This window comes from Amycolatopsis tucumanensis (assembly GCF_021654135.1).
In the GTDB taxonomy this organism is placed as follows: domain Bacteria; phylum Actinomycetota; class Actinomycetes; order Mycobacteriales; family Pseudonocardiaceae; genus Amycolatopsis_E; species Amycolatopsis_E tucumanensis.
In genome coordinates this window covers 118,181-138,099 of the sequence record NZ_JAKGSD010000009.1, presented here as the reverse complement: position 1 = coordinate 138,099, position 19,919 = coordinate 118,181, and the positions used below count along the sequence as shown (strand labels likewise).

Annotated in this window: 22 protein-coding genes; 19 read left to right on the top strand and 3 right to left on the bottom strand. The window is 72.3% G+C overall.

Annotation, left to right across the window (positions count from 1 at the left end; all coding sequences use genetic code 11):
* The first annotated feature begins 197 nt into the window (after positions 1 to 197).
* From L2C96_RS12385 to L2C96_RS12320, 14 genes are all read left to right on the top strand, one after another.
* On the top strand, positions 198 to 1,691 hold the full coding sequence (locus tag L2C96_RS12385) for an AMP-binding protein (RefSeq protein WP_237336237.1): 1,494 nt from the start codon (positions 198 to 200) through the stop codon (positions 1,689 to 1,691).
* Positions 1,692 to 1,698: 7 nt separating this feature from the next.
* Positions 1,699 to 1,935: a glutaredoxin family protein gene (locus L2C96_RS12380; protein WP_020417380.1), complete on the top strand. Its 237-nt coding sequence runs from the start codon at positions 1,699 to 1,701 to the stop codon at positions 1,933 to 1,935.
* Positions 1,936 to 1,982: 47 nt separating this feature from the next.
* Positions 1,983 to 3,497 carry a molybdopterin-dependent oxidoreductase gene (locus L2C96_RS12375; RefSeq protein ID WP_237336236.1) on the top strand — a complete coding sequence of 505 codons (1,515 nt, stop codon included), beginning with the start codon at positions 1,983 to 1,985 and terminating at the stop codon, positions 3,495 to 3,497.
* A 165-nt stretch (positions 3,498 to 3,662) separates the two neighbouring features.
* Positions 3,663 to 4,445 carry a redox-sensing transcriptional repressor Rex gene (locus L2C96_RS12370; RefSeq protein WP_020417382.1) on the top strand — a complete coding sequence of 261 codons (783 nt, stop codon included), beginning with the start codon at positions 3,663 to 3,665 and terminating at the stop codon, positions 4,443 to 4,445.
* Complete coding sequence (locus tag L2C96_RS12365) at positions 4,446 to 5,771, top strand: glutamyl-tRNA reductase (protein ID WP_020417383.1); 1,326 nt, start codon at positions 4,446 to 4,448, stop codon at positions 5,769 to 5,771.
* Complete coding sequence (gene hemC, locus L2C96_RS12360; protein ID WP_237336235.1) at positions 5,768 to 6,724, top strand: hydroxymethylbilane synthase; 957 nt, start codon at positions 5,768 to 5,770, stop codon at positions 6,722 to 6,724. Before L2C96_RS12365 ends, hemC begins: the two co-directional genes overlap by 4 nt.
* 55 nt (positions 6,725 to 6,779) lie before the next feature.
* Positions 6,780 to 8,315 (top strand): bifunctional uroporphyrinogen-III C-methyltransferase/uroporphyrinogen-III synthase, encoded by a 1,536-nt coding sequence (locus L2C96_RS12355; RefSeq protein WP_017986409.1) that lies wholly within the window; start codon positions 6,780 to 6,782, stop codon positions 8,313 to 8,315.
* A gap of 171 nt (positions 8,316 to 8,486) precedes the next feature.
* Positions 8,487 to 9,458, top strand: coding sequence for a porphobilinogen synthase (gene hemB, locus L2C96_RS12350; protein ID WP_237336234.1), 972 nt, complete (start codon positions 8,487 to 8,489; stop codon positions 9,456 to 9,458).
* A 101-nt stretch (positions 9,459 to 9,559) separates the two neighbouring features.
* Entirely contained in the window at positions 9,560 to 10,078 is a 519-nt protein-coding gene (locus tag L2C96_RS12345) for a hypothetical protein (RefSeq protein ID WP_020417386.1), read from the top strand.
* A 3-nt stretch (positions 10,079 to 10,081) separates the two neighbouring features.
* Positions 10,082 to 10,504, top strand: a complete 423-nt coding sequence (gene mce1N, locus L2C96_RS12340) for a transport-regulating membrane protein Mce1N (RefSeq protein WP_237336233.1) — start codon at positions 10,082 to 10,084, stop codon at positions 10,502 to 10,504.
* Positions 10,505 to 10,516: 12 nt separating this feature from the next.
* Positions 10,517 to 10,861, top strand: a complete 345-nt coding sequence (locus tag L2C96_RS12335) for a hypothetical protein (protein ID WP_237336232.1) — start codon at positions 10,517 to 10,519, stop codon at positions 10,859 to 10,861.
* Positions 10,862 to 10,886: 25 nt separating this feature from the next.
* Positions 10,887 to 12,188: a glutamate-1-semialdehyde 2,1-aminomutase gene (hemL, locus tag L2C96_RS12330; RefSeq protein ID WP_027935775.1), complete on the top strand. Its 1,302-nt coding sequence runs from the start codon at positions 10,887 to 10,889 to the stop codon at positions 12,186 to 12,188.
* A complete protein-coding gene (locus L2C96_RS12325; RefSeq protein WP_020417390.1) occupies positions 12,185 to 12,811 on the top strand; it encodes a histidine phosphatase family protein in 627 nt (208 codons plus the stop codon). The genes hemL and L2C96_RS12325 overlap by 4 nt, the downstream gene beginning before the upstream one ends.
* Positions 12,808 to 13,383, top strand: a complete 576-nt coding sequence (locus tag L2C96_RS12320) for a TlpA family protein disulfide reductase (RefSeq protein ID WP_237336231.1) — start codon at positions 12,808 to 12,810, stop codon at positions 13,381 to 13,383. The genes L2C96_RS12325 and L2C96_RS12320 overlap by 4 nt, the downstream gene beginning before the upstream one ends.
* On the opposite strand, the gene L2C96_RS12315 is transcribed toward L2C96_RS12320, so the two are convergent.
* Positions 13,320 to 13,886, bottom strand: coding sequence for a hypothetical protein (locus L2C96_RS12315; RefSeq protein WP_237336230.1), 567 nt, complete (start codon positions 13,884 to 13,886; stop codon positions 13,320 to 13,322). The two genes, L2C96_RS12320 and L2C96_RS12315, sit on opposite strands and share 64 nt — an antisense overlap.
* Positions 13,887 to 14,007: 121 nt before the next feature.
* Here L2C96_RS12315 and L2C96_RS12310 point away from each other — a divergent pair, with 121 nt between their 5' ends.
* The 4 genes from L2C96_RS12310 to L2C96_RS12295 are packed head-to-tail and all read left to right on the top strand — an operon-like array spanning position 14,008 to position 18,481.
* Positions 14,008 to 14,781 carry a cytochrome c biogenesis CcdA family protein gene (locus L2C96_RS12310; RefSeq protein ID WP_017986418.1) on the top strand — a complete coding sequence of 258 codons (774 nt, stop codon included), beginning with the start codon at positions 14,008 to 14,010 and terminating at the stop codon, positions 14,779 to 14,781.
* Positions 14,778 to 16,376 carry a cytochrome c biogenesis protein ResB gene (gene resB, locus L2C96_RS12305; protein ID WP_237336229.1) on the top strand — a complete coding sequence of 533 codons (1,599 nt, stop codon included), beginning with the start codon at positions 14,778 to 14,780 and terminating at the stop codon, positions 16,374 to 16,376. The genes L2C96_RS12310 and resB overlap by 4 nt, the downstream gene beginning before the upstream one ends.
* Positions 16,377 to 16,382: 6 nt before the next feature.
* On the top strand, positions 16,383 to 17,381 hold the full coding sequence (gene ccsB / locus L2C96_RS12300; protein ID WP_237336228.1) for a c-type cytochrome biogenesis protein CcsB: 999 nt from the start codon (positions 16,383 to 16,385) through the stop codon (positions 17,379 to 17,381).
* Entirely contained in the window at positions 17,381 to 18,481 is a 1,101-nt protein-coding gene (locus tag L2C96_RS12295; protein ID WP_020417395.1) for a MinD/ParA family ATP-binding protein, read from the top strand. The genes ccsB and L2C96_RS12295 overlap by 1 nt, the downstream gene beginning before the upstream one ends.
* A 228-nt stretch (positions 18,482 to 18,709) precedes the next feature.
* Here the strand turns inward: L2C96_RS12295 and L2C96_RS12290 are convergent, their stop codons facing one another.
* On the bottom strand, positions 18,710 to 18,883 hold the full coding sequence (locus L2C96_RS12290) for a hypothetical protein (RefSeq protein ID WP_017986422.1): 174 nt from the start codon (positions 18,881 to 18,883) through the stop codon (positions 18,710 to 18,712).
* Positions 18,884 to 19,014: 131 nt separating this feature from the next.
* Positions 19,015 to 19,224 (bottom strand): BldC family transcriptional regulator, encoded by a 210-nt coding sequence (locus L2C96_RS12285; RefSeq protein ID WP_020417396.1) that lies wholly within the window; start codon positions 19,222 to 19,224, stop codon positions 19,015 to 19,017.
* 212 nt (positions 19,225 to 19,436) lie between these two features.
* On the opposite strand from L2C96_RS12285, the gene L2C96_RS12280 reads away from it, so the two are divergent.
* Positions 19,437 to 19,910 carry an Lrp/AsnC family transcriptional regulator gene (locus L2C96_RS12280; protein ID WP_237336227.1) on the top strand — a complete coding sequence of 158 codons (474 nt, stop codon included), beginning with the start codon at positions 19,437 to 19,439 and terminating at the stop codon, positions 19,908 to 19,910.
* The last annotated feature ends 9 nt before the right edge of the window (positions 19,911 to 19,919 follow it).

Sequence of the window (19,919 nt, the reverse complement as noted above, 5' to 3'; positions counted from 1 at the left end):
GACGTGCAGACCCGCTGGGCGGGCGGCAAGCCAGTTCGTCACGGCGACTCCTTCGTCCGACCCGAGTGATCATCACCACTACGACGCGAGAAGCAGCATACGGGTAGTTACCCGGAAGTAGGTAGTGGCGGGGGTCTCGGAAGAGCGACGATCGCCGAGCTTCCCCATGACGGGTGAGCTGGTGCCACACTGACCCCATGAAAACCGGCAACATCGCCGACCTGCTCACCGGCGCCGCGGAGCAGTGGCCGGACGCCGTCGCGGTGATCGACACCGCCGCCGGCGTCAGCCTGACCTGGTCGCAGCTGGACGCGGCCGCCGGGGGGCTCGCGCAACGCCTTGCGGACCGGGGCGTGGGTGCCGGCGACCGGGTCGCGCTGCGGCTGCCCACCTCGGCGGACTTCGCCGTCACCCTCTTCGGCGTCACCCGGTGCGGTGCGATCGCGGTGCCGGTCTCGCCGCTGGCCCCGCGCCCCGAGCTGGACACCGTGCTCGCCCACAGCGGCGCGCGCCTGGTGATCAGCCGGAACCCCGACGACGGGACGGACGACGCGCCGGTGCTGCGGCCGGAAATCGGTCCCGGTGCGAATTTCCCCGTCCGCGGCGGCGGTGAGGACATCGCCGTGCTGTCCTACACCTCGGGCACCACCGGGCCGCCGCGCGGCGTGATGCTGTCGCACCGCGCGCTGCTGGCCAACCTCGAACAGCTGGGCCGGATCGACCCGGCGCCGGTCGGGCACCCGGACCGGGTGCTGATCGCCATCCCGCTGTTCCACGTCTACGGCCTCGGCCCCGGCCTGCTGCTGAGCACCGCGGTGGGCGCGACGGCGGTGCTGGCCGAGCGGTTCGACGCGCGGCAGGCGCTGCAGGCGTGCGCGGACCACCGCGTCACCGTGATCGGCGGGGTCCCCGCGATGTACGCCGAGCTGGCCCAGCTGGAGCCGGACGAGCTGGCCGCAGGCCTCGGCACGGTCCGCCTGCTCACCTCGGGCGCGGCGCCGCTGCACCCGAAGGTCCTCGCCGCGATCCGGGAGAAGACCGGGCTGGGCGTCTTCGAGGGCTACGGGCTCACCGAGACCGCGCCGGTGGTGACGTCGACGCTGGTCACCGGCTACCCGAAGCCCGGCTCGACGGGCCGGCCGCTGCCCGGCGTCGAGGTCCGGCTGGTCGGGCCGGACGGCTCCGGCGAGCCGGTGCCGCTCGACCCGGACGACCCGGAGGACGTGTTCGAGGAGGACGGCGACGGCACCGGCCTGGTCGCGATCCGCGGCGCCAACCTGTTCTCCGGCTACTGGCCGGACGGGGCGCACGGGCCGGACGCGGACGGCTGGTTCCGCACCGGCGACGTCGGGTTCCTGGACAGCGACGGCGACCTGCACCTGGTGGACCGCGCCAACGACCTGATCATCGTGAACGGCTTCAACGTGTACCCGCACGAGGTCGAAGAGGTCATCGCCGGTCTGCCTGGGGTCGCCGAGGCGGCCGTGGTGGGGGTGCTCGACGAGCGCAGCGGCGAGGCGGTCAAGGCGGTCGTGGTGCCCGCGCCCGGTGCGTCGCTGTCCGAGCAGCAGGTCGTCGAGCACTGCGCGGAGCGGCTGGCCAGGTACAAGGTGCCGCACACGGTCGAGTTCGCCGAGCGGCTGCCGCATTCGGCGACCGGGAAGCTGCGCCGGGTCCAGCTGCGGGGATGATTTCCCCATGGCCCACGAAGTGACCGTGATGACCCGCCAGGGCTGCTCGTCGTGCGTCCAGGCGGAGCGGGACGTCGAGCGGATCTGCGCCGAGCTGGGCGTGCCGTGGCGCGCCGAGGACGTCGACAGCGACCCGGAGTGGCAGGCCGAGTACGGCGACCGGGTGCCGGTGATCCTGGTCGACGGCGCCGAGCACGGCTACTGGAAGGTCGAGGAGGACCGGCTCCGGGCCGCGCTGGCGTAAGCGATCGGTAACCCCTCGGGGGTGCCCCGCCGGGCCAGACTGGTGGCGTGAGCACGAACCTCGAGTCGCCGCGGCTGTCCGCGCCCGTCGCCGGGCTGATCGGCGTGATCGCCCTGGTCGCCGCGCTCGGGGCCGGGCACCTGGTGGCCGGGTTCGTCGGCGCGGGCGCGTCGCCGTTCTTCGCCGTCGGCAACGCGGCCATCGACCTGACCCCGGGCTGGCTCAAGGACTTCGCGGTGCGGGCGTTCGGCACCGCGGACAAGGCCGTGCTGCTGACCGGCATGGCCGTGGTCGCGCTGGCGCTCGCGGTGGCCGCCGGGCTGGCCTCCCGCCGCCGGGCCGCGCCCGGGCTGGTGTTCGTGGCCGTGGTCGGCGTGCTCGGCGGGGCCGCCGTGTTCACCCGCCCCGACCTGGGGCAGATCGCGTTGCTGGCGCCGCTGGTCAGCCTGGTCGCCGGGCTCGCGGTGTTCGCGTGGCTGCACCGCACCGCGCTCGACGGGCAGTACTCGTCGGCCGCGCGGCGGAACTTCCTGATCGCCGTGGCGGGCGCCGGCGTGGCCGGGATCGCCGGGCAGCTGGTCGGCACGAGCAAGGACGCCGAAGGGTCCCGGGCGGCGGTCGGCCCGCTGGTCCCCGCGCGGACCGCGCCACCGGTGCCGGCCGGCGCGGACTTCGCGAAGTTCGGCACGCCGACGTTCCTCACGCCCAACGCGGACTTCTACCGCATCGACACCGCGCTCGTGGTGCCCCAGGTGCGCACCGAGGACTGGTCGCTGCGGGTCCACGGCATGGTCGACCGCGAGATCACCTACTCCTGGTCCGACATCCGGAACCGGCCGCTGGTCGAGCGGATCGTGACCCTGTGCTGCGTGTCCAACCCGGTCGGCGGGCCCTACATCTCGACCGCGCGGTTCATCGGCGTCGACCTCGCCGAGCTGCTGGCCGAGGCCGGTGTCCGGCCGGGCGCCGAGCAGGTGTTCTCCACCAGCGCGGACGGCTGGACCGCGGGCACGCCGGTGGCCGCGATGGCCGATCCGTCCGTCGGCGCGATGCTCGCGATCGGCATGAACGGCGAGCCGCTGCCCATCGAGCACGGCTTCCCGGCGCGGCTGGTCGTGCCCGGGCTCTACGGCTACGTCTCGGCGACGAAGTGGGTCACCGACCTGGAACTCACCACCTGGGACGCGCGCACGCCGTACTGGCTGCAGCGCGGCTGGGCGCGGCAGGCGCCGGTGAAGACCCAGTCGCGGATCGACGCGCCGCGCGGCCCGGTCGCCGCCGGGCAGGTGCGGATCGCCGGGATCGCGTGGGCGCAGCACACCGGGATCGACCGGGTCGAGGTGAGCGTGGACGACGGCCCGTGGGCGACGGCGGAGCTGTCCACCGAGGTGACGGTGGACGCCTGGCGCATGTGGTGGGTGGACGTGCCGGTCGCGCGGGGTAGCCACGCCGTGCGGGTGCGGGCGACCGACCGCAGCGGCTACACGCAGACCGATCAGCTCGCCGACGTCGTCCCGGACGGCGCCACCGGCTGGCACACGATCACCCTCACCGCGCGCTAGATGTGCTTTCGGTCATGCCGCTGACCAGCCACTTTGTGCCTGCGTTCACAAGTGGCTACCGTATTGCCGGTACCCCTCACGGCGGCCGTGCATCAAACCCGACTTCGCGGCCCGGGTCAAGAGGGATTTCGAAGCTCATCGAGGGCGTGGAACGAGGAGGCCGGCGTGGTGTCACAGCGTGGCCGGCGAAACGGTTCGGCCGTCGCCCGGAAGCTGTCCACCCCGGACGCCGACAACGCCCCCACCGCGGAGATGCCCGCGGTCACCGAGAACGGCGCCGAGGAGGCCAGGGTCCGCGCGATCCCGGAGGCCGCCGTCGCCCGTCTCGCCGTGTACCTGCGCGTCCTGTCCGCCATGTCCGAGCAGGGCGCGACCACCGTGGCCAGCGAGGAGCTCGCCACCGCCGCCGGCGTGAACTCCGCCAAGCTGCGCAAGGACCTGTCCTACCTCGGCTCGTACGGCACCCGCGGCGTCGGCTACGAGGTCGCGGTGCTGGTGGCCCAGCTCGAGCGCATATTGGGACTCACGCGACAGCACAAGGTCGCCGTCGTCGGAATCGGTAACCTCGGTCATGCGTTGGCCAATTACGGAGGCTTTCCCGGCCGGGGGTTCCCGGTCGAGGCGCTGTTCGACATCGACCCCGACCTGATCGGCGTTCCGGTCGGCGGGATCCCGGTGTCGCACCTCAACGACATCCCCGAGGTGTGCTCGGAGCGGGGGATCTCGATCGGCGTCATCGCGACGCCGCCGCCCGCGGCCCAGACGGTCGCCGACCGGCTGGTGCAGGGCGGGGTGCAGTGCATCCTGAACTTCGCGCCGGTGGTCCTCCAGGTGCCCGACCATGTCGAGGTGCGCAAGGTCGACCTGGCCGTGGAGCTGCAGATCCTGTCGTTCCACGTCGCCCGGCGAGCGGAGAACGTGGGTGGTAACGGAATGGTGGTGCGCTAAGTGAGTGTCCTGGCCGTCGGGCTGTCGTACCGCACTGCCGATCTCCGGACGCTGGAGAAGGTCGCGGTGCCCGCGACCGAGCTGGAGAAGGTGCTGCACGAGCTCCAGCAGTCGCCGCACGTGAACGAGGTCATGCTCGTCTCGACGTGCAACCGCATCGAGGTCTACTCGGTGGTCGAGGCGTTCCACGGCGGTCTGGCCGACATCTCCGAGGTGCTCGCGCGCCAGGCCGGCTGCGACGCCGCCGACCTCTACGACAACTTCTACGTGCACTACGCGGGCGCCGCCGTCGAGCACATCTTCTCCGTGGCCTCCGGCCTGGACTCGATGGTCGTCGGCGAGACCCAGATCCTCGGCCAGGTGCGCAACTACTACGCCGCCGCGCGCGAGGCCGGCACCGTCGGCCGCACCCTGCACGAGCTGATCCAGACCACGCTGCGCGTCGGCAAGCGCGTGCACACCGAGACCGGTCTGGACCACCTCGGCGCGTCCGTGGTGTCCGAGGCCCTCGGCGAGGCGCCGGACCTGGCGGGCAAGCACGCGGTGATCGTCGGCGCCGGCTCGATGGGCGCGCTGTCCGCGAGCCAGCTGCGCAAGAGCGGCATCGGCCGCATCACGGTCGTCAACCGCACCCTGGCCAACGCCGAGCGGCTCGCGGCCAACGTGACCGAGCAGGGCGTGCCCGCCGTGGCCGCGGGCATGGACGAGCTGACCGCCCGCCTCGCCGACGCCGACGTCGTGGTCGCCTGCACCGGCGCGCAGGACGTCGTCATCACGCCCGCGCACCTGGCCGGCCGCGGCGAGCGCCCGGTGGTGGTGTGCGACCTCGGCCTGCCGCGGGACGTCCACCCCGACGTGGACAGCCTGCCCGGCGTCCGCCTCGTCGACCTGGAGACCGTCCGGAAGCGGATGGACTCGCTGGGCTCGGCGGGCAGCGCCAAGCAGATCGCCAAGGCCAACGGCATCGTGCTGGACGAGGTGCGCGAGTACCTCGCCGCCCAGCGCAGCGCCGCGGTCACCCCGACCGTCACCGCGCTGCGCAAGCGGGCCGCCGAGGTCGTCGACGCCGAGATGCTGCGGCTGGACAACCGGCTGCCCGGCCTCGACGCCGAGGTCCGCGACGAGTTCAACCGGACCGTGCGCCGGGTCGTGGACAAGCTGCTGCACGCGCCGACGGTGCGTGTGAAGCAGCTCGCCGCGGAAACCCAGGGCACGGACTACGCCAACGCGCTGCGGGAGCTGTTCGAGCTCGACCCGGCATCGCCTGCCGTCGTGTCGAGCCCGACCACCGAGCGCCTGCCCAGGACAGACGGTGAAAGCAAGTGACGAGGACCATTCGGATCGGGACGCGGGGCAGTGCCCTCGCCCTGACCCAGACCGGCACGGTCGCCGACGCGCTGCGCAAGGCGGGCCTGGAGGTCGAGATCGTCAAGGTCTCGACGCCCGGTGACCGCTCCAGCGCGCCGATCGCGGAGATCGGTGTCGGCGTGTTCACCTCCGCGCTGCGCGAGGCCCTGCTGAACAAGCAGGTCGACGTCGCGGTGCACTCGTACAAGGACCTGCCGACGGCGCCCGAGCGCGGCATCGTGCTGGCCGCCGTGCCGCCGCGGGAGGACCCGCGTGACGCGCTGATCGCCCGCGACGGGCTGACGCTGGGCGAGCTGCCCCCCGGCGCCCGCATCGGCACCGGTTCGCCGCGCCGCACGGCGCAGCTGCGCGCGCTCGGCCTCGGCTTCGAGGTCGTGCCCATCCGGGGCAACATCGACACCCGGCTGAACAAGGTCGTCGACGGCGAGCTGGACGCCGTCGTGCTCGCGCGCGCCGGCCTGGTCCGCCTTGGCAGGGCCGACGTGATCACCGAGACCCTGGACCCGATCCAGATGCTGCCCGCGCCCGCACAGGGCGCGCTGGCGGTGGAGTGCCGCGTCGACGACGTGGACATCGAGCACCTTCTTCGGTCCATTGTGGACGACGAAGCGACACGGGCCGCGGTGACGGCGGAGCGGGCCATGCTGGCCGCGCTCGAAGCCGGCTGCAGCGCGCCCGTCGGCGCACTCGCCGAGGTGGTGGAGGATCTCGACGCGGACGGCTCGGTCATCGAGAACGTGTCGCTGCGCGGGGTCGCCGCCGCCGGCCTCGACGACGAGGGTGTGCAGCTGCTGCGCGCCTCGGCGGTCGCCGGCAAGAGCGAAGCGGAGCAACTCGGCCGCGACCTGGCCGCGGAGCTGCTCGACCTCGGAGCCGGCGCGCTGTCCGGCCCGGGCCGCGAATCACGGTGAAACAGTTCCTCGAACGGTTCGGCGCGCTCGCGCCGACTCATAGGAGAAAGACACGATGACCCCCGCGCGGACAACCGCTGGGCGCGTCGCCTTCGTGGGCTCCGGCCCCGGCGACGCCGGACTGCTGACCGTACGTGCCCAGGAGCTCCTGGCGAAGGCCGAGGTCGTGGTTACCGACCCGGACGTGCCCGCAGGCGTGCTCGCGGGCGCCAGCGCGGACGCCGAGGTCAGGCCCGCCGTCGGCGAGCCCGCCGAGGTCGCGAAGGACCTCGCCAACGAGGCCAAGGGCGGACGGCTCGTGCTGCGCCTGTCCAGCGGTGACCCGCTGACCAGCGCCGCCGCCGTCGCCGAGGTGCAGGCCGTCGCGAAGACCAGCGCGGTCTTCGAGGTCGTCCCCGGCATCACGCCGGGCTCGGCCGTGCCCGCCTACGCCGGCATCGCGCTCGGCGGCAGCTACACCGACGTGGACGTCCGCGGCGACGTCGACTGGGCGAAGGTGGCCGCGGCGCCGGGCCCGATCGTGCTGCACGCGACGTCCGGCCAGCTGGCCGAGGCCGCGGGCGCGCTGACCGAGCACGGCCTGGCAGGCACCACCCCGGTCGCCGTCACCGCCAACGGCACGATCAACACCCAGCGCACGGTCGACACCACGCTGGCGAGCCTGTCGCAGGACGCCGGTGAGCTGGTCGGCCCGCTCGTGGTGACCGTCGGCGAGCAGGCCGGGCAGCGGTCGAAGCTGTCCTGGTGGGAGTCGCGCGCCCTCTACGGCTGGAAGGTCCTGGTGCCGCGCACCAAGGAGCAGGCCGGCGAGATGGCCGAGCGGCTGCGCATCCACGGCGCCACCTCGCACGAGGTCCCGACCATCTCGGTCGAGCCGCCGCGCAGCCCCGCCCAGATGGAGCGCGCGGTCAAGGGCCTGGTCGACGGCCGCTACCAGTGGATCGTGTTCACCTCGGCCAACGCGGTGAAGGCGGTGTGGGAGAAGTTCGAGGAGTTCGGCCTCGACGCCCGCGCCTTCTCCGGCGTGAAGATCGCCTGCGTCGGCGAGGCCACCGCGGCCCGCGTGCGCGCGTTCGGCATCAACCCGGAGATGATCCCGCAGGGCGAGCAGTCCAGCGAGGGCCTGCTGGCCGAGTTCCCGCCGTACGACGACGTGCTGGACCCGGTGAACCGCGTGCTGCTGCCGCGGGCCGACATCGCCACCGAGACCCTGTCCGCCGGCCTGGTGGACCGCGGCTGGGAGGTCGACGACGTGACGGCCTACCGGACCGTCCGCGCCGCGCCGCCGCCGGCCGAGACCCGCGAGATGATCAAGACCGGCGGGTTCGACGCGGTGTGCTTCACCTCGTCGTCGACCGTGCGGAACCTGGTCGGCATCGCGGGCAAGCCGCACACCCGCACGCTGGTCGCGTGCATCGGGCCGAAGACCGCGGAGACCGCGGTCGAGTTCGGCCTGCGGGTGGACGTGCAGCCGGAGGTGGCCGACGTGCCGCACCTGGTCGACGCGCTCGCCGCGCACGCCGCCAAGCTGCGCGCGGAGGGCGCCCTGCCGCCGCCGCGGAAGGCGAAGCGCACCCGGCGTTCTTCCTGATCGTCCGGTGTTCCGGGGCCGTTCGTGGATTGCCACGGGCGGCCCCGAGCCATTTCCGGGGGACGGGTAAGCGCACCCGGCGTTCTTCCTGATCGTCAGCCCGTTGGGGCCGTCCGTGAGTTCCCACGGGCGGCCCCGAGGGCGTTCCGCCGCCGGAGTACCGTCGATGGGGTGTTTCCCGAGCATCGTCCCCGCCGGTTGCGGAGCACGGCGGCGCTGCGGCGCCTCGTCAGTGAGACCACCCTCCGGCCGCGTCAGCTGATCCTGCCCATGTTCGTCGCCGAGGGCGCCACCGCGCCGCGGCCCATCTCGAGCATGCCGGGCGTCGTCCAGCACACCCGGGACACGCTGCGCAAGGCGGCCGTCGAAGCGGTGCAGGCCGGCGTCGGCGGGCTGATGCTCTTCGGCGTTCCCGCGAACCGCGACGCGACCGGCTCCGGCGCGGTCGACGAGAACGGCATCCTCAACGTCGCCCTGCGCGACCTGCGCTCCGAGCTCGGCGACTCGACCGTCCTGATGGCCGACACCTGCCTGGACGAGTTCACCGACCACGGCCACTGCGGCGTGCTGGACGACCGCGGAGCCGTGGACAACGACGCGACGCTGGCGGTGTACGCGGACATGGCCGTGGCTCAGGCCGAAGCCGGGGCGCACCTGCTCGGACCGAGCGGCATGATGGACGGCCAGGTCGGCGTGATCCGCCGGGCGCTCGACGAGGCCGGCCACACCGAGACCGGCATCCTGGCCTACTCCGCCAAGTACGCGAGCGCGTTCTACGGCCCGTTCCGCGAGGCGGTGGACTCCCAGCTCAAGGGCGACCGCAAGACGTACCAGCAGGACCCGGGCAACGCGCGCGAGGCGCTGCGCGAGATCGAGCTGGACGTCGAAGAGGGCGCCGACGCGATCATGGTCAAGCCGGCGCTGTCCTACCTGGACGTGATCCGCCTGGCGGCCGACGCGTCCCCGGTCCCGGTCGCGGCGTACAACATCTCCGGCGAGTACGCGATGGTCGAGGCGGCCGCGGCGAACGGCTGGCTGGACCGCGAGCGCACGATCCTCGAGGTGCTGACGTCCATCCGCCGGGCGGGCGCGGACATGATCCTCACGTACTGGGCCACGGAAGCGGCGGCCTGGCTCGACTGAGCCAGCGGCCGCTGCCAGTGCCCTCCACGTGCGCAGTAGCCCACCCGCCGGCCCACCACCACCCTCAACGGAGCCGCTGCGCGGCGCAGTAGTCTTTCGGGGTGACCGCAGGGAACGAATCGGACGACGAGCGCCGCGCCCAGGGCCTGCCCCCGGCGCCGAGCCTGCCGGGCGACGAGGTCGAACGGCCCGAGCCGCCGAGGCCGGTGCAAGTGTCGTTCTGGTTGTGGGTCGCCTCGGCGGTGGTCCTCGTCATCGCCTACCTGGTGGTGTTCCTCGCCCGCCAGCAGGTCATCGACACCCTGGTCAAGGCCAACACGAACACCCAGATCACCCCGGACAAGATCGCCTCCGGCACCACGGTGCTGTTCGCGATGCTGCTGGTCGGCTCGGTGTCGTTCGCGGCCTTCTTCGTGCTGTTCGCCTGGAAGGCGCGGCAGGGCACCCGCTCCGCGCGCACCGTCCTGACGGTCCTGGTGGCGATCACGCTGGTGTTCCAGTTCGTGATGCAGGCCTACACCGGCATCTCGCTGATCGCGACGCTGCTCAGCCTCGTCGCGCTGGCGCTGATGTACATCCCGTCGGTGCAGCCGTTCTTCCCGAAGGTCGGCCGCCGGTAAGCCGTGGACCGGTACCTGGAGCGCGGAGCGAGCTGGACGGCCCTCGCGTACGGGCCCGGCTTCGCCCTGCTCGGGTTCCTGGCCGAGCTGCTCACCGGCGCCACGCACACGGTCGCGTGGGTGATCGTCGGCCTCGGGCTGGCCGCGATCACCGCGCCCTGGGTCTACGCGCGGCGGCGGTTCCTGACCGTCCGCGTCACCGGCGACGCGCTGTGGCAGGGCCGCGAACGCGTGCCGCTGACCGACATCGCCGAGGTCACCGACGTCGGCGCGCCGACCGGGGCGCGGGTCCTCGGCGGCGGCTGGACCACCCCGAACAAGTACGAGGCCCTGCCGATCCGGCTCACCGACGGCACCGTCGTGCTCGCCTGGGCCAAGGACGTCGAGGCGCTGCGGACCGCGCTGCGCCAGGCGCGGACGGCATGAGAGGCTGCTCACGTGACTGAACAGGCCCGCCTCAACCAGCCCGTGCGCGCGGTGGTCGCGCTGGCCGAGGTGCTGCTCGCGGCGGTCGCCGTGTGGGGCGCGTTCCAGTTGTGGCAGCAGGGCGTGCACACGGTCGTGGTGACCCTCACCGACGGCACCGTCCTGACCAGCACGCGCTGGGTCGGGAGCTGGATGTCCGGCGCGATCGGCCTCGGCGTGGTCGCCGGGGTCCTGCTGGTCGACGCCGTGCGCGAGGTCCTGCTCGCGGTGCGCGTCAAGCGCCGCCGCAAGAGCCGCGACGCCGAGCGCGACGAGGACGACTTCGGCTACTTCACCGGACACCTGAACCAGGCCTGACGGGACCTTTGCAAGACTGGGGTCTGTGACGCAAGCAGTCGACAAGTCCAGGGCATGGTTCGACCGGGCCGCCGCTGTGACGCCGGGTGGGGTGAACTCCCCGGTGCGGGCGTTCAACTCGGTGGGCGGCACGCCGCGGTTCATGGTGCGCGGCGAGGGCCCGCACCTGTGGGACGCGGACGGCAACCGCTACGTGGACCTGGTGTCCTCGTGGGGGCCGATGATCCTCGGGCACGCGCACCCGGCGGTCGTCGAGGCGGCCCGCGCGGCCGCGAGCTCGGGCCTGTCGTTCGGCACGCCGACGATCGGCGAGGTCGAGCTGGCCGAGGAGATCATCGACCGGGTCGACCCGGTGCACCAGGTGCGGCTGGTCAACTCGGGCACCGAGGCGACGATGAGCGCGATCCGGCTGGCCCGCGGGTTCACCGGCCGCAGCAAGATCATCAAGTTCGCCGGCTGCTACCACGGGCACGTCGACGCGCTGCTCGCCCAGGCCGGGTCCGGCGTCGCCACGCTCGGCCTGCCGACCTCGCCCGGTGTGACCGGGGCGCAGGCCGCGGACACGATCGTGCTGCCCTACAACGACATCGAGGCCGTGCGGCAGTCGTTCGCGGAGAACCCGGACTCGATCGCGGCGATCATCACCGAGGCCGCCGCGGGCAACATGGGCGCGGTCGCGCCGGCCGGCGACTTCAACGCGCAGCTGCGCGACATCGCGCACGACAACGGCGCGCTGCTGATCATGGACGAGGTCATGACCGGCTTCCGGGTGTCCCGGTCCGGCTGGTTCGGCATCGAAGGCGTGCCCGGCGACCTCTACACCTTCGGCAAGGTCATGTCCGGTGGGCTGCCCGCCGCGGCGTTCGGCGGCCGCTCCGACGTGATGGCCCGGCTCGCCCCGACCGGCCCGGTCTACCAGGCCGGCACGCTGTCCGGGAACCCGGTCGCGGTGGCCACCGGCCTGGCGACCCTGCGCGCGGCCGACGACGAGGTGTACCGCCGCCTCGACGCCAACTCGCAGCGCCTCGGCGCGTTGTTCAGTGAGGCGCTGACCAAGGCGAGCGTGCCGCACCACGTCGCCTACGCCGGGAACCTGCTCAGCGTGTTCTTCCGCGAGGAGCCGGTGCGCGACTACCACGACGCCACCAGCGCGGACACCTGGCGCTTCCCGCCGTTCTTCCACGCGCTGCTGGAACGCGGCGTGTACGGGCCGCCGAGCGCGTTCGAGGCCTGGTTCGTCAACTCCGCGATGGACGACGCGGCGTTCGAGGTCATCGAGGCCGCGCTGCCCGCGGCCGCGAAGGCCGCTGCGGAGGCCCGTCAGTGACGACCATCGTGCACCTCCTGCGGCACGGCGAAGTGCACAACCCGGAGGGGATCCTCTACGGCCGCCTGCCCGGCTTCCACCTGTCCGAGCGCGGCCGCCGCCAGGCACTGACGGTCGCCGAGGCCGTCGCCGCCCACGACATCACCCACGTGGTCGCCTCGCCGCTGCAGCGCGCGCAGGAGACCGCGGCCCCGATCGCCGCGGCCCACCGGCTCGACGTGCAGACCGACGAGCGGCTGATCGAGGCGGGCAACATGTTCGAGGGCCAGAAGGTCGCGGTCGGCGACGGCGCGCTGCGCCAGCCGCGGCACTGGTCGAAGCTGCGCAACCCGTTCCTGCCCTCGTGGGGCGAGCCGTACGTGGAGATCGCGCACCGGATGCTCGGCGCGGTCCTGCGGGCCCGCTCCAAGGCCGAGGGCCACGAGGCGCTGTGCGTGTCGCACCAGCTGCCGATCTGGACGCTGCGCCGGTTCCTGGAGGCCAAGCCGCTGTGGCACGACCCGCGCCGCCGCCAGTGCTCGCTCGCGTCGCTGACCAGCCTGGTCTTCGACGGCGAGGAGCTGGTGAAGATCGTCTACAGCGAGCCGGCCGGCGCCACCGACCCGAAGGTGACCGGGGCATGAAGCGGATCCTCGCGGCCGTGCTGGCGAGCCTCTGCGTGCTCGCCGGGTGCAGCACCGGGAACGACGCGGTGTCGCAGGGCAGCAACTTCGAGTTCGTCGCGCCCGGCGGCAAGACCGACATCCTCTACGAGGGCGCCGACCGGCAGCCGATCCCGAACCTGTCCGGCGAGGACCTGATGACCGAGGGCAAGACGATCTCGGTCGCGGACTACGCCGGCAAGGTCGTCGTGATCAACATCTGGGGCCAGTGGTGCGCGCCGTGCCGCACCGAGGCGCCGGAGCTGGAGAAGCTCTACCTGGCGCACCAGGCCAACGGCGTGCAGGTGCTCGGCCTCGACGTCCGCGACGACGACCGCTCGGCGCCGCAGGACTTCGTGCGCAACCGGCAGCTGACCTACCCGTCGATCTACGACCCGCCGGGCCGCAGCCTGCTGCAGCTGTCCGGCTACCCGCGCAACGTCGTGCCGTCCACGATCATCCTGGACAAGCAGCAGCGGGTGGCCGCGGTCTACCTGCGGTCCATCCTGGCCAGCGACATCGAGCCGGTGGTCCAGCGGCTCGCGGCCGAATAACCCGAGCGCAGGAAGACCCCGAGCGCCAGCGCGCCGCCGAACAGCAGGAACGCGGTCCCGGCGACCGTCGGCGGGTGCGGTGTCGCGAGCTGGGGCGAGACCCGCGCCCACTGCTGGATCGCGACGGCGGCCGCGGCGGTGGACAGCGTCAGCCCGGCCACGCCCAGCGGGGCGCCCCACTTCCCGGCGCCGCGCAGGACGATCACCAGCACCGCGAGCACGCCGGCGACCTGCACGGCGGGCAGGTTCACCACCTCGGGCCGGGTGACGAGGTGGTCCATCGCGAGCTGCGCACCGGCCGAGCCGAGCACGCCGGCGGAGGCCATCAGCGCCCCGGCCCACCACCGCAGGTGCAGCGCGGCCCACGGCGCGGCGGCGGTCAGCGCGCAGCACAGCAGGAACGGGACCGAGCGCCAGGCGACTTCGGTGCGGGTGATTTCCCACACCAGCGGGGCTCCGACCAGCACGGACAGCGACGCGTGGACACGCAGCGGAATCGTCATGGGCGAAAAGGTATGGTGCGGACCACGGCGCCGGCTTCGGTCGAAGAGCTCGCCGTCCTCGGCCGATCGGCCGAGACCATCCCGGTGAACTCACACCGAACTCACTGCTTACCCTCGAACCGTGAACTCCGTGACCGAGCTGGCGACCTCCGGGCCGCTGCTGCTCGCCGCCGGGGTCGCCCTGCTCGCCGGCGCCATCTCGTTCGCCTCGCCGTGCGTCGTCCCGCTCGTGCCGGGTTACCTCGCCTACCTCGCCGCGCTGGTCGGCGCGGACGCGCCCGCCGTGACCGCGGACGAGGACCGCAAGAAGGGCCGCTACGCCGTCGTCGGCGCGGCCGGCCTGTTCGTCCTCGGCTTCACCGTCGTGTTCGCCGCGGGGGTCGGCAGCCTGGTGTGGCTCGCCGACGCCCTGCTGGTCAACCAGGACCTGCTGCAGCGCGTCGGCGGCGTGGTGACGATCGCGATGGCCCTGGTGTTCCTCGGCCTCATCCCGGCCCTGCAGCGCGACGTCCGGTCGCACCGCGTGCCGCGCGGCGGCCTGCTCGGCGCGCCGCTGCTGGGTGCGGTGTTCGGTCTCGGCTGGACGCCGTGCATCGGCCCGACGCTGTCCGGGGTGCTCGCGCTGGCCGCGGGCACCGGCTCCAGCGGCGCCCGCGGGTTCCTGCTGGTCCTGGTCTACTGCCTGGGCCTCGGCCTGCCGTTCCTGCTCATCGCGTTCGGCGCGCGCTGGGCCGTGCGCGCCACCGACTGGCTGCGCCGCAACGGCCGCCGGGTGCAGATCTTCGGCGGCGGGCTGCTCCTCGTCGTCGGGGTCCTGCTGGTCACCGGCCTGTGGGGCGAGCTGGTCAGCTGGCTGCGCGACGCCTTCGTCACGGACACGGTGCTGCCGCTGTGACCGCGACCGAAGCGCCCCCGGACCCCAAGCCGTACCGCAACTCGCCCGCCAAGCGTGTCCTGGCGTTCCTGCGCAACACCTGGCGCGGGCTCACCGCGATGCGCACCGCGCTGATCCTGCTCTTCCTGCTCGCGCTGGCTGCGCTGCCCGGCGCCCTGCTGCCGCAGCGCACGCTGAACGCCCCGAAGACCGAGCAGTACATCGCCGACCACGGCTGGTGGGGCACGCTGCTGGACCGCCTGCAGTTCTTCGACGTCTACTCCAGCGTCTGGTTCTCGGCGATCTACCTGCTGCTGATGATCTCGCTGATCGGCTGCCTGCTGCCGCGCAGCGTCGAGTACTTCAAGTCGATGCGCGCCAAGCCGGTGCTGACCCCGCGCAACCTGTCCCGGCTGCCGCACTTCGCCGAGGCCACCACGCCGCGCGACCCGGACGAGGTCATCGCCGCCGCTCGCGATCGGCTCAAGGGCTGGCGCAGCGTCGAGCGCGCGGAGGAGGGCGGCGCCCGCACGATCAGCGCCGAGCGCGGGTACCTCCGCGAGACCGGCAACCTGGTCTTCCACTTCGGGATGCTCGGGCTGATCATCGCGTTCGCCCTCGGCAAGATGTACACCTACGAGGGCCAGGTGATCGTCCAGGCCAACGGGTCCCAGTTCTGCAACTCCGGGATCTACGCCTACGACTCGTTCACCCCCGGCCTGCGTGTCGACGGCACCGACCTGAACCCGTTCTGCGTCAAGGTCAACGACTTCACCGCCGAGTTCACCGAGGCCGGCCAGCCGATCCAGTACAAGTCGAACGTCCAGTACCAGGCGGGCGCGGACCTGGAGACCGGCACCTGGCGCGACTACCTGCTCGAGGTCAACTCGCCGCTGCGCCTGGCGGGTGACCGCGTCTACCTGCTGGGCAACGGCTACTCGCCGATCTTCACGATCACCTGGCCGGACGGCACCACCCGCACGCAGGCCACGCAGTGGCGCCCGACCGACGGCACCGGGACGCTCAACGAGGGTGCGACCAAGTTCGACCCGCCGAACATCACCGACCCGTTCGAGCGGCGCACCAAGCAGCTCGCGATCACCGGCCTGTTCGCGCCGGACGGCCTGCTGCACGGCGGGGTGCTGACCGGCGGCGGCCCGGAGATGACCAACCCGATGGTCGCGGTCGACGTGATGCGCGGCGACCTCGGTCTCGACTCCGGGCAGAGCCAGTCGATCTTCTCCATCGACCAGTCCATGGTGGACGACGGACGGCTGGCGCGCGTGGCCCGCTCGAACCTGAACGTGGGCCAGTCGGTCACCCTCGACGACGGCACCGTGGTGCGGTTCGACGGGGTGCAGCGCTTCGTGTCGCTGCAGATCTCGCACGACCCGACCCAGACCTACGTGCTCGGGTTCGCGGTCGCGATGTTCCTCGGCCTCGGGTTGTCGTTGCTGATCAAACGTCGCAGGCTGTGGGTGCGGGTCGTCCCGGCCGGCGAGGGCGGGACGGGTACCGTGGTCGCGGTGGGCGGGCTCGCCCGCACCGACCAGGCGGGCTACGGCGAGGAGTTCACCCGGATCGCGGAAGAGCTGCTCACAGGCAAACGGAGGTAAGCGGAAATGCCGGGCGCTGTTGTTGATGAAACGTTGTCCCAGTACAGCGACTGGTCCTACACGACGGCGACCGCGATCTACGTACTGGCGCTGGTCTTCTTCCTCATCGAACAGTCCTTCGGCGCCAAGGGGCGCCGCGCCGCCGAGCGCACCCGGGAGCGGGCGCGTGAACTCGTCGGCGCCGGCGGCCCGGACAGCACCGAGACCGTCACCCCTCCGGCTGAAACTCCCGCGGCCCGCGCCGCCCGTGGCCGCGCCGAGCGGATCGGCCGCATGGGCGCCGCGCTGACCGTCCTCGGCGTGCTGCTGCACCTGGCCGCGCTGGTGCTGCGTGGTCTGGCGACGCACCGCGTGCCGTGGGGCAACATGTACGAATACATCATGGCGGTGACGTTCATCGCCGTGGTGACCTGGCTCGTGGTGATCCGCAAGTTCCCGGCCCGCCACCTGTCCGGCTTCCTGCTGCTGCCGGTCGTCATCCTGATGTTCGTCGGCGGCACGATGCTCTACACCGTCGCCGCGCCGGTCCAGCCCGCGCTGCAGTCGTACTGGCTGGTCATCCACGTCTCCGCGGCGGCCGCGTCGTCCGGCATCTTCCTGGTGCCCGGTGTCGCCAGCATCCTGTACCTGGTCCGCTCGGCGCACGAGCGCGACCCGAAGCGCTTCGCCCGGTTCGGCTCGCGGCTGCCCGCGGCCGACGTGCTCGACCGCATCGCCTACCGCACCACCGTGTTCGCGTTCCCGCTGTTCACGTTCGGCGTGCTGTGCGGCGCGGTGTGGGCCGAGGCCGCCTGGGGCCGGTTCTGGGGCTGGGACCCGAAGGAGACCACCGCGTTCATCGCGTGGATCGTCTACGCCGCCTACCTGCACTCGCGGGCGACGGCGGGCTGGCGCGGCACCCGCGCGGCGGTCATCAACACCGTCGGCTTCGCGGTGACGGTGTTCAACCTGTTCTTCGTCAACCTCGTCACCACGGGCCTGCATTCCTACGCCGGGGTCGGCTGATGACCGAGCCGCGCGAACCCGAGTCCTACTTCTCCGACGAACGAACCGACTCCACCTCGCACCCGGCTCCTCCGCCGCCGCGGCACCAGCAGCCCGGCTACGACCCGAACCTGCCCCCGCTGCAACAGCAGCAGTACGGGCAGCCGCAGTACCCGTACCCGCCGTTGCCGCAGCCCTCGCGGCCGCGTCACGCCGCGCCCGACCGCCCGGTGCGGCCGCCGAAGCGCGTGCCCCAGTCGGGCTGGCGCAAGGCGGTCTACGTCGCCTCCGGCAAGCTGATCAACCCGGGGGAGAGCCCGCAGGAGCAGCGGCAGCGGGAGCTGGTCGCGCGGGTGAACCAGCCGCTGCGCGGGTGCTTCCGCATCGCGATGCTGAGCCTCAAGGGCGGGGTGGGCAAGACGACGATCACCACCACGCTCGGCTCGACGTTCGCGGCGCTGCGTGGTGACCGGGTGATCGCGGTGGACGCGAATCCGGACCGCGGCACGCTGTCGCAGAAGATCCCGATCGAGACCACGGCGACGGTGCGGCACCTGCTGCGGGACGCGGACAAGATCACGCGCTACAGCGACGTCCGGGCCTACACGTCACAGGGGTCGAGCCGGCTGGAGATCCTCGCCAGCGAGCAGGACCCGGCGGTGTCGGAGGCGTTCTCCGAGAGCGACTACCTGCGCACGGTCAACCTGCTGGAGCACTTCTACAACATCGTGCTCACCGACTGCGGCACCGGTCTGATGCACTCGGCGATGAAGGGCGTGCTGGACGCGGCCGACGCGCTGGTCGTGGTGTCGTCGGGTTCGGTCGACGGTTCGCGCAGCGCCTCGGCGACGCTGGACTGGCTGGACGCCCACGGCTACGGCGACCTGGTGAAACGGTCGGTGACCGTGATCAACTCGGTCCGCCCGAAGGCCGGCTCGGTGGACCTGGACAAGCTGGCCGCGCACTTCGCGGCGCGGACCCGCGCGGTGTGCCGGATCCCGTTCGACCCGCACCTCGAAGAGGGCGCGGAGATCGAGCTGGAGCGCCTGACACCGGAGACGCGCATGGCGCTCCTGGAGTTGGCGGCCACGATGGCGGACGCCTTCCCCGGTAAACGGTAGAGAGAATTCCAGAGGCGGCCCACGCAGCGGTGCGGGTAGCGGAACCTCGGAATCCCGCCCGCCACCCGACCACCGCCCCTCATCGAGGCGCTTCGCGCCGCCGTGTTCCCGGGCTGTGGGATCGCTCCGCGCGACAGTGCCGTCACCACGTCGGCGCTGTCCTCGCGAGGGGGCTCCTGAGAACCCGCGGCGGCGGTGCGAGTTGCGCACGTGGAGAAGAGCAGGCGATCAGTCTTCCTCGGACTTCGGCGGCTTCTGCTCGCCGAGCTTGCGCAGGAATTCGGGGTCGTCGTCCGGCGGGACGGTCGCTCGCGAGGACACCCCGACGTGCTCGGGGCCGAAGGCTCGCCACAACAGGACAGCGATGGTGAGCGCTCCGATCGCTGCGAGCAGGTAGATCATCCCCGCTCCCTTCCGAGTGCGTTGGCGCGGAACTGCTGTACCGAGGGTAACCCCTCCGGCGTGAGTTCCGGTTGACGCGCCCGGGCCCCGCGGGTCCGGCCGGGCCGGTCCGCGGGGTTCTCGCCACCTGCTCAGACGCGCGCTGGTTCGTTCGCGTCCGTGGTGAGCTCGGCCAGCAGGGCGTTGACCTCGGACTCCCGGAACCGCCGGTGCCCACCGGGGGTGCGGATCGAGCCGATGCGGCCCGCGGTCGCCCACCGGGTCACGGTCTTCGGGTCCACCCGGAACAACGCGGCGACTTCGCCGGGCGTCAGCAGGCGCCCTCCCGTGCTAGCGGTCATTTTCCGCCTCCTTCACGACCAAACTGCTAAACCGGAGGTCGAAGCCCCGGTTCGATCAACACGGCAATCGTGGCATCTCACCCGCCAGGTACTCGAACGGTTGTCGAAGAGTAAAGGGTAAGTAATGGACAAAACGCCCAGCTTGTTGACGCTAAGCAACGGTGCCGGCAGCGGTCGCGGGCCGTGGGTAAAGGCCGCCTAGGCTGGTCCGCGTGGATGCCCTGGACCGCAAGATCATCGCCGCGTTGCGCTTGAACGGCCGTGCCACCTACGCGGAGCTGGGCAGAACCGTGGGGCTGTCCGCGTCGTCCGTGCACGAGCGCGTCGGCAAGCTGGAGGCGGCCGGGGTGATCACCGGGTACCACGCGACCGTCAACCCGAGCACGGTCGGTCTCGGCGTGACGGCGCTGGTCGGCATCCAGCCGACCGACACCGCCGAGGACAACGACGTGGCCGACGAGCTGGGGGCGCTGCCCGAGGTCGAGAGCTGCTACGCGGTCGCCGGGGACGAGGCGTTCGTGGTGAAGGTGCGGGTGCCGACGGTCGACGACCTGGAGCACACGCTGGGCAGGCTGCGCCGGATCGCCGGGGTGGCGCGCACGCGGACCACGGTGGTGCTGTCCACGCGCTTTGAGGGCAGGCCGAACAACACGGTGCTGGAAGACCCGCCGCAGACCGGCGCGTAGGCTCGTCAA

Excerpts from the sequence above, each read along its gene's own strand:
- L2C96_RS12385 (WP_237336237.1), top strand. The coding sequence starts at position 198 with ATGAAAACCGGCAACATCGCCGACCTGCTCACCGGCGCCGCGGAGCAG.
- L2C96_RS12380 (WP_020417380.1), top strand. The coding sequence starts at position 1,699 with ATGGCCCACGAAGTGACCGTGATGACCCGCCAGGGCTGCTCGTCGTGC.
- L2C96_RS12355 (WP_017986409.1), top strand. The coding sequence starts at position 6,780 with ATGACCCCCGCGCGGACAACCGCTGGGCGCGTCGCCTTCGTGGGCTCC.
- L2C96_RS12320 (WP_237336231.1), top strand. The coding sequence starts at position 12,808 with ATGAAGCGGATCCTCGCGGCCGTGCTGGCGAGCCTCTGCGTGCTCGCC.
- L2C96_RS12315 (WP_237336230.1), bottom strand. The coding sequence starts at position 13,886 with ATGACGATTCCGCTGCGTGTCCACGCGTCGCTGTCCGTGCTGGTCGGA.
- ccsB (WP_237336228.1), top strand. The coding sequence starts at position 16,383 with ATGCCGGGCGCTGTTGTTGATGAAACGTTGTCCCAGTACAGCGACTGG.
- L2C96_RS12295 (WP_020417395.1), top strand. The coding sequence starts at position 17,381 with ATGACCGAGCCGCGCGAACCCGAGTCCTACTTCTCCGACGAACGAACC.
- L2C96_RS12290 (WP_017986422.1), bottom strand. The coding sequence starts at position 18,883 with ATGATCTACCTGCTCGCAGCGATCGGAGCGCTCACCATCGCTGTCCTG.
- L2C96_RS12285 (WP_020417396.1), bottom strand. The coding sequence starts at position 19,224 with ATGACCGCTAGCACGGGAGGGCGCCTGCTGACGCCCGGCGAAGTCGCC.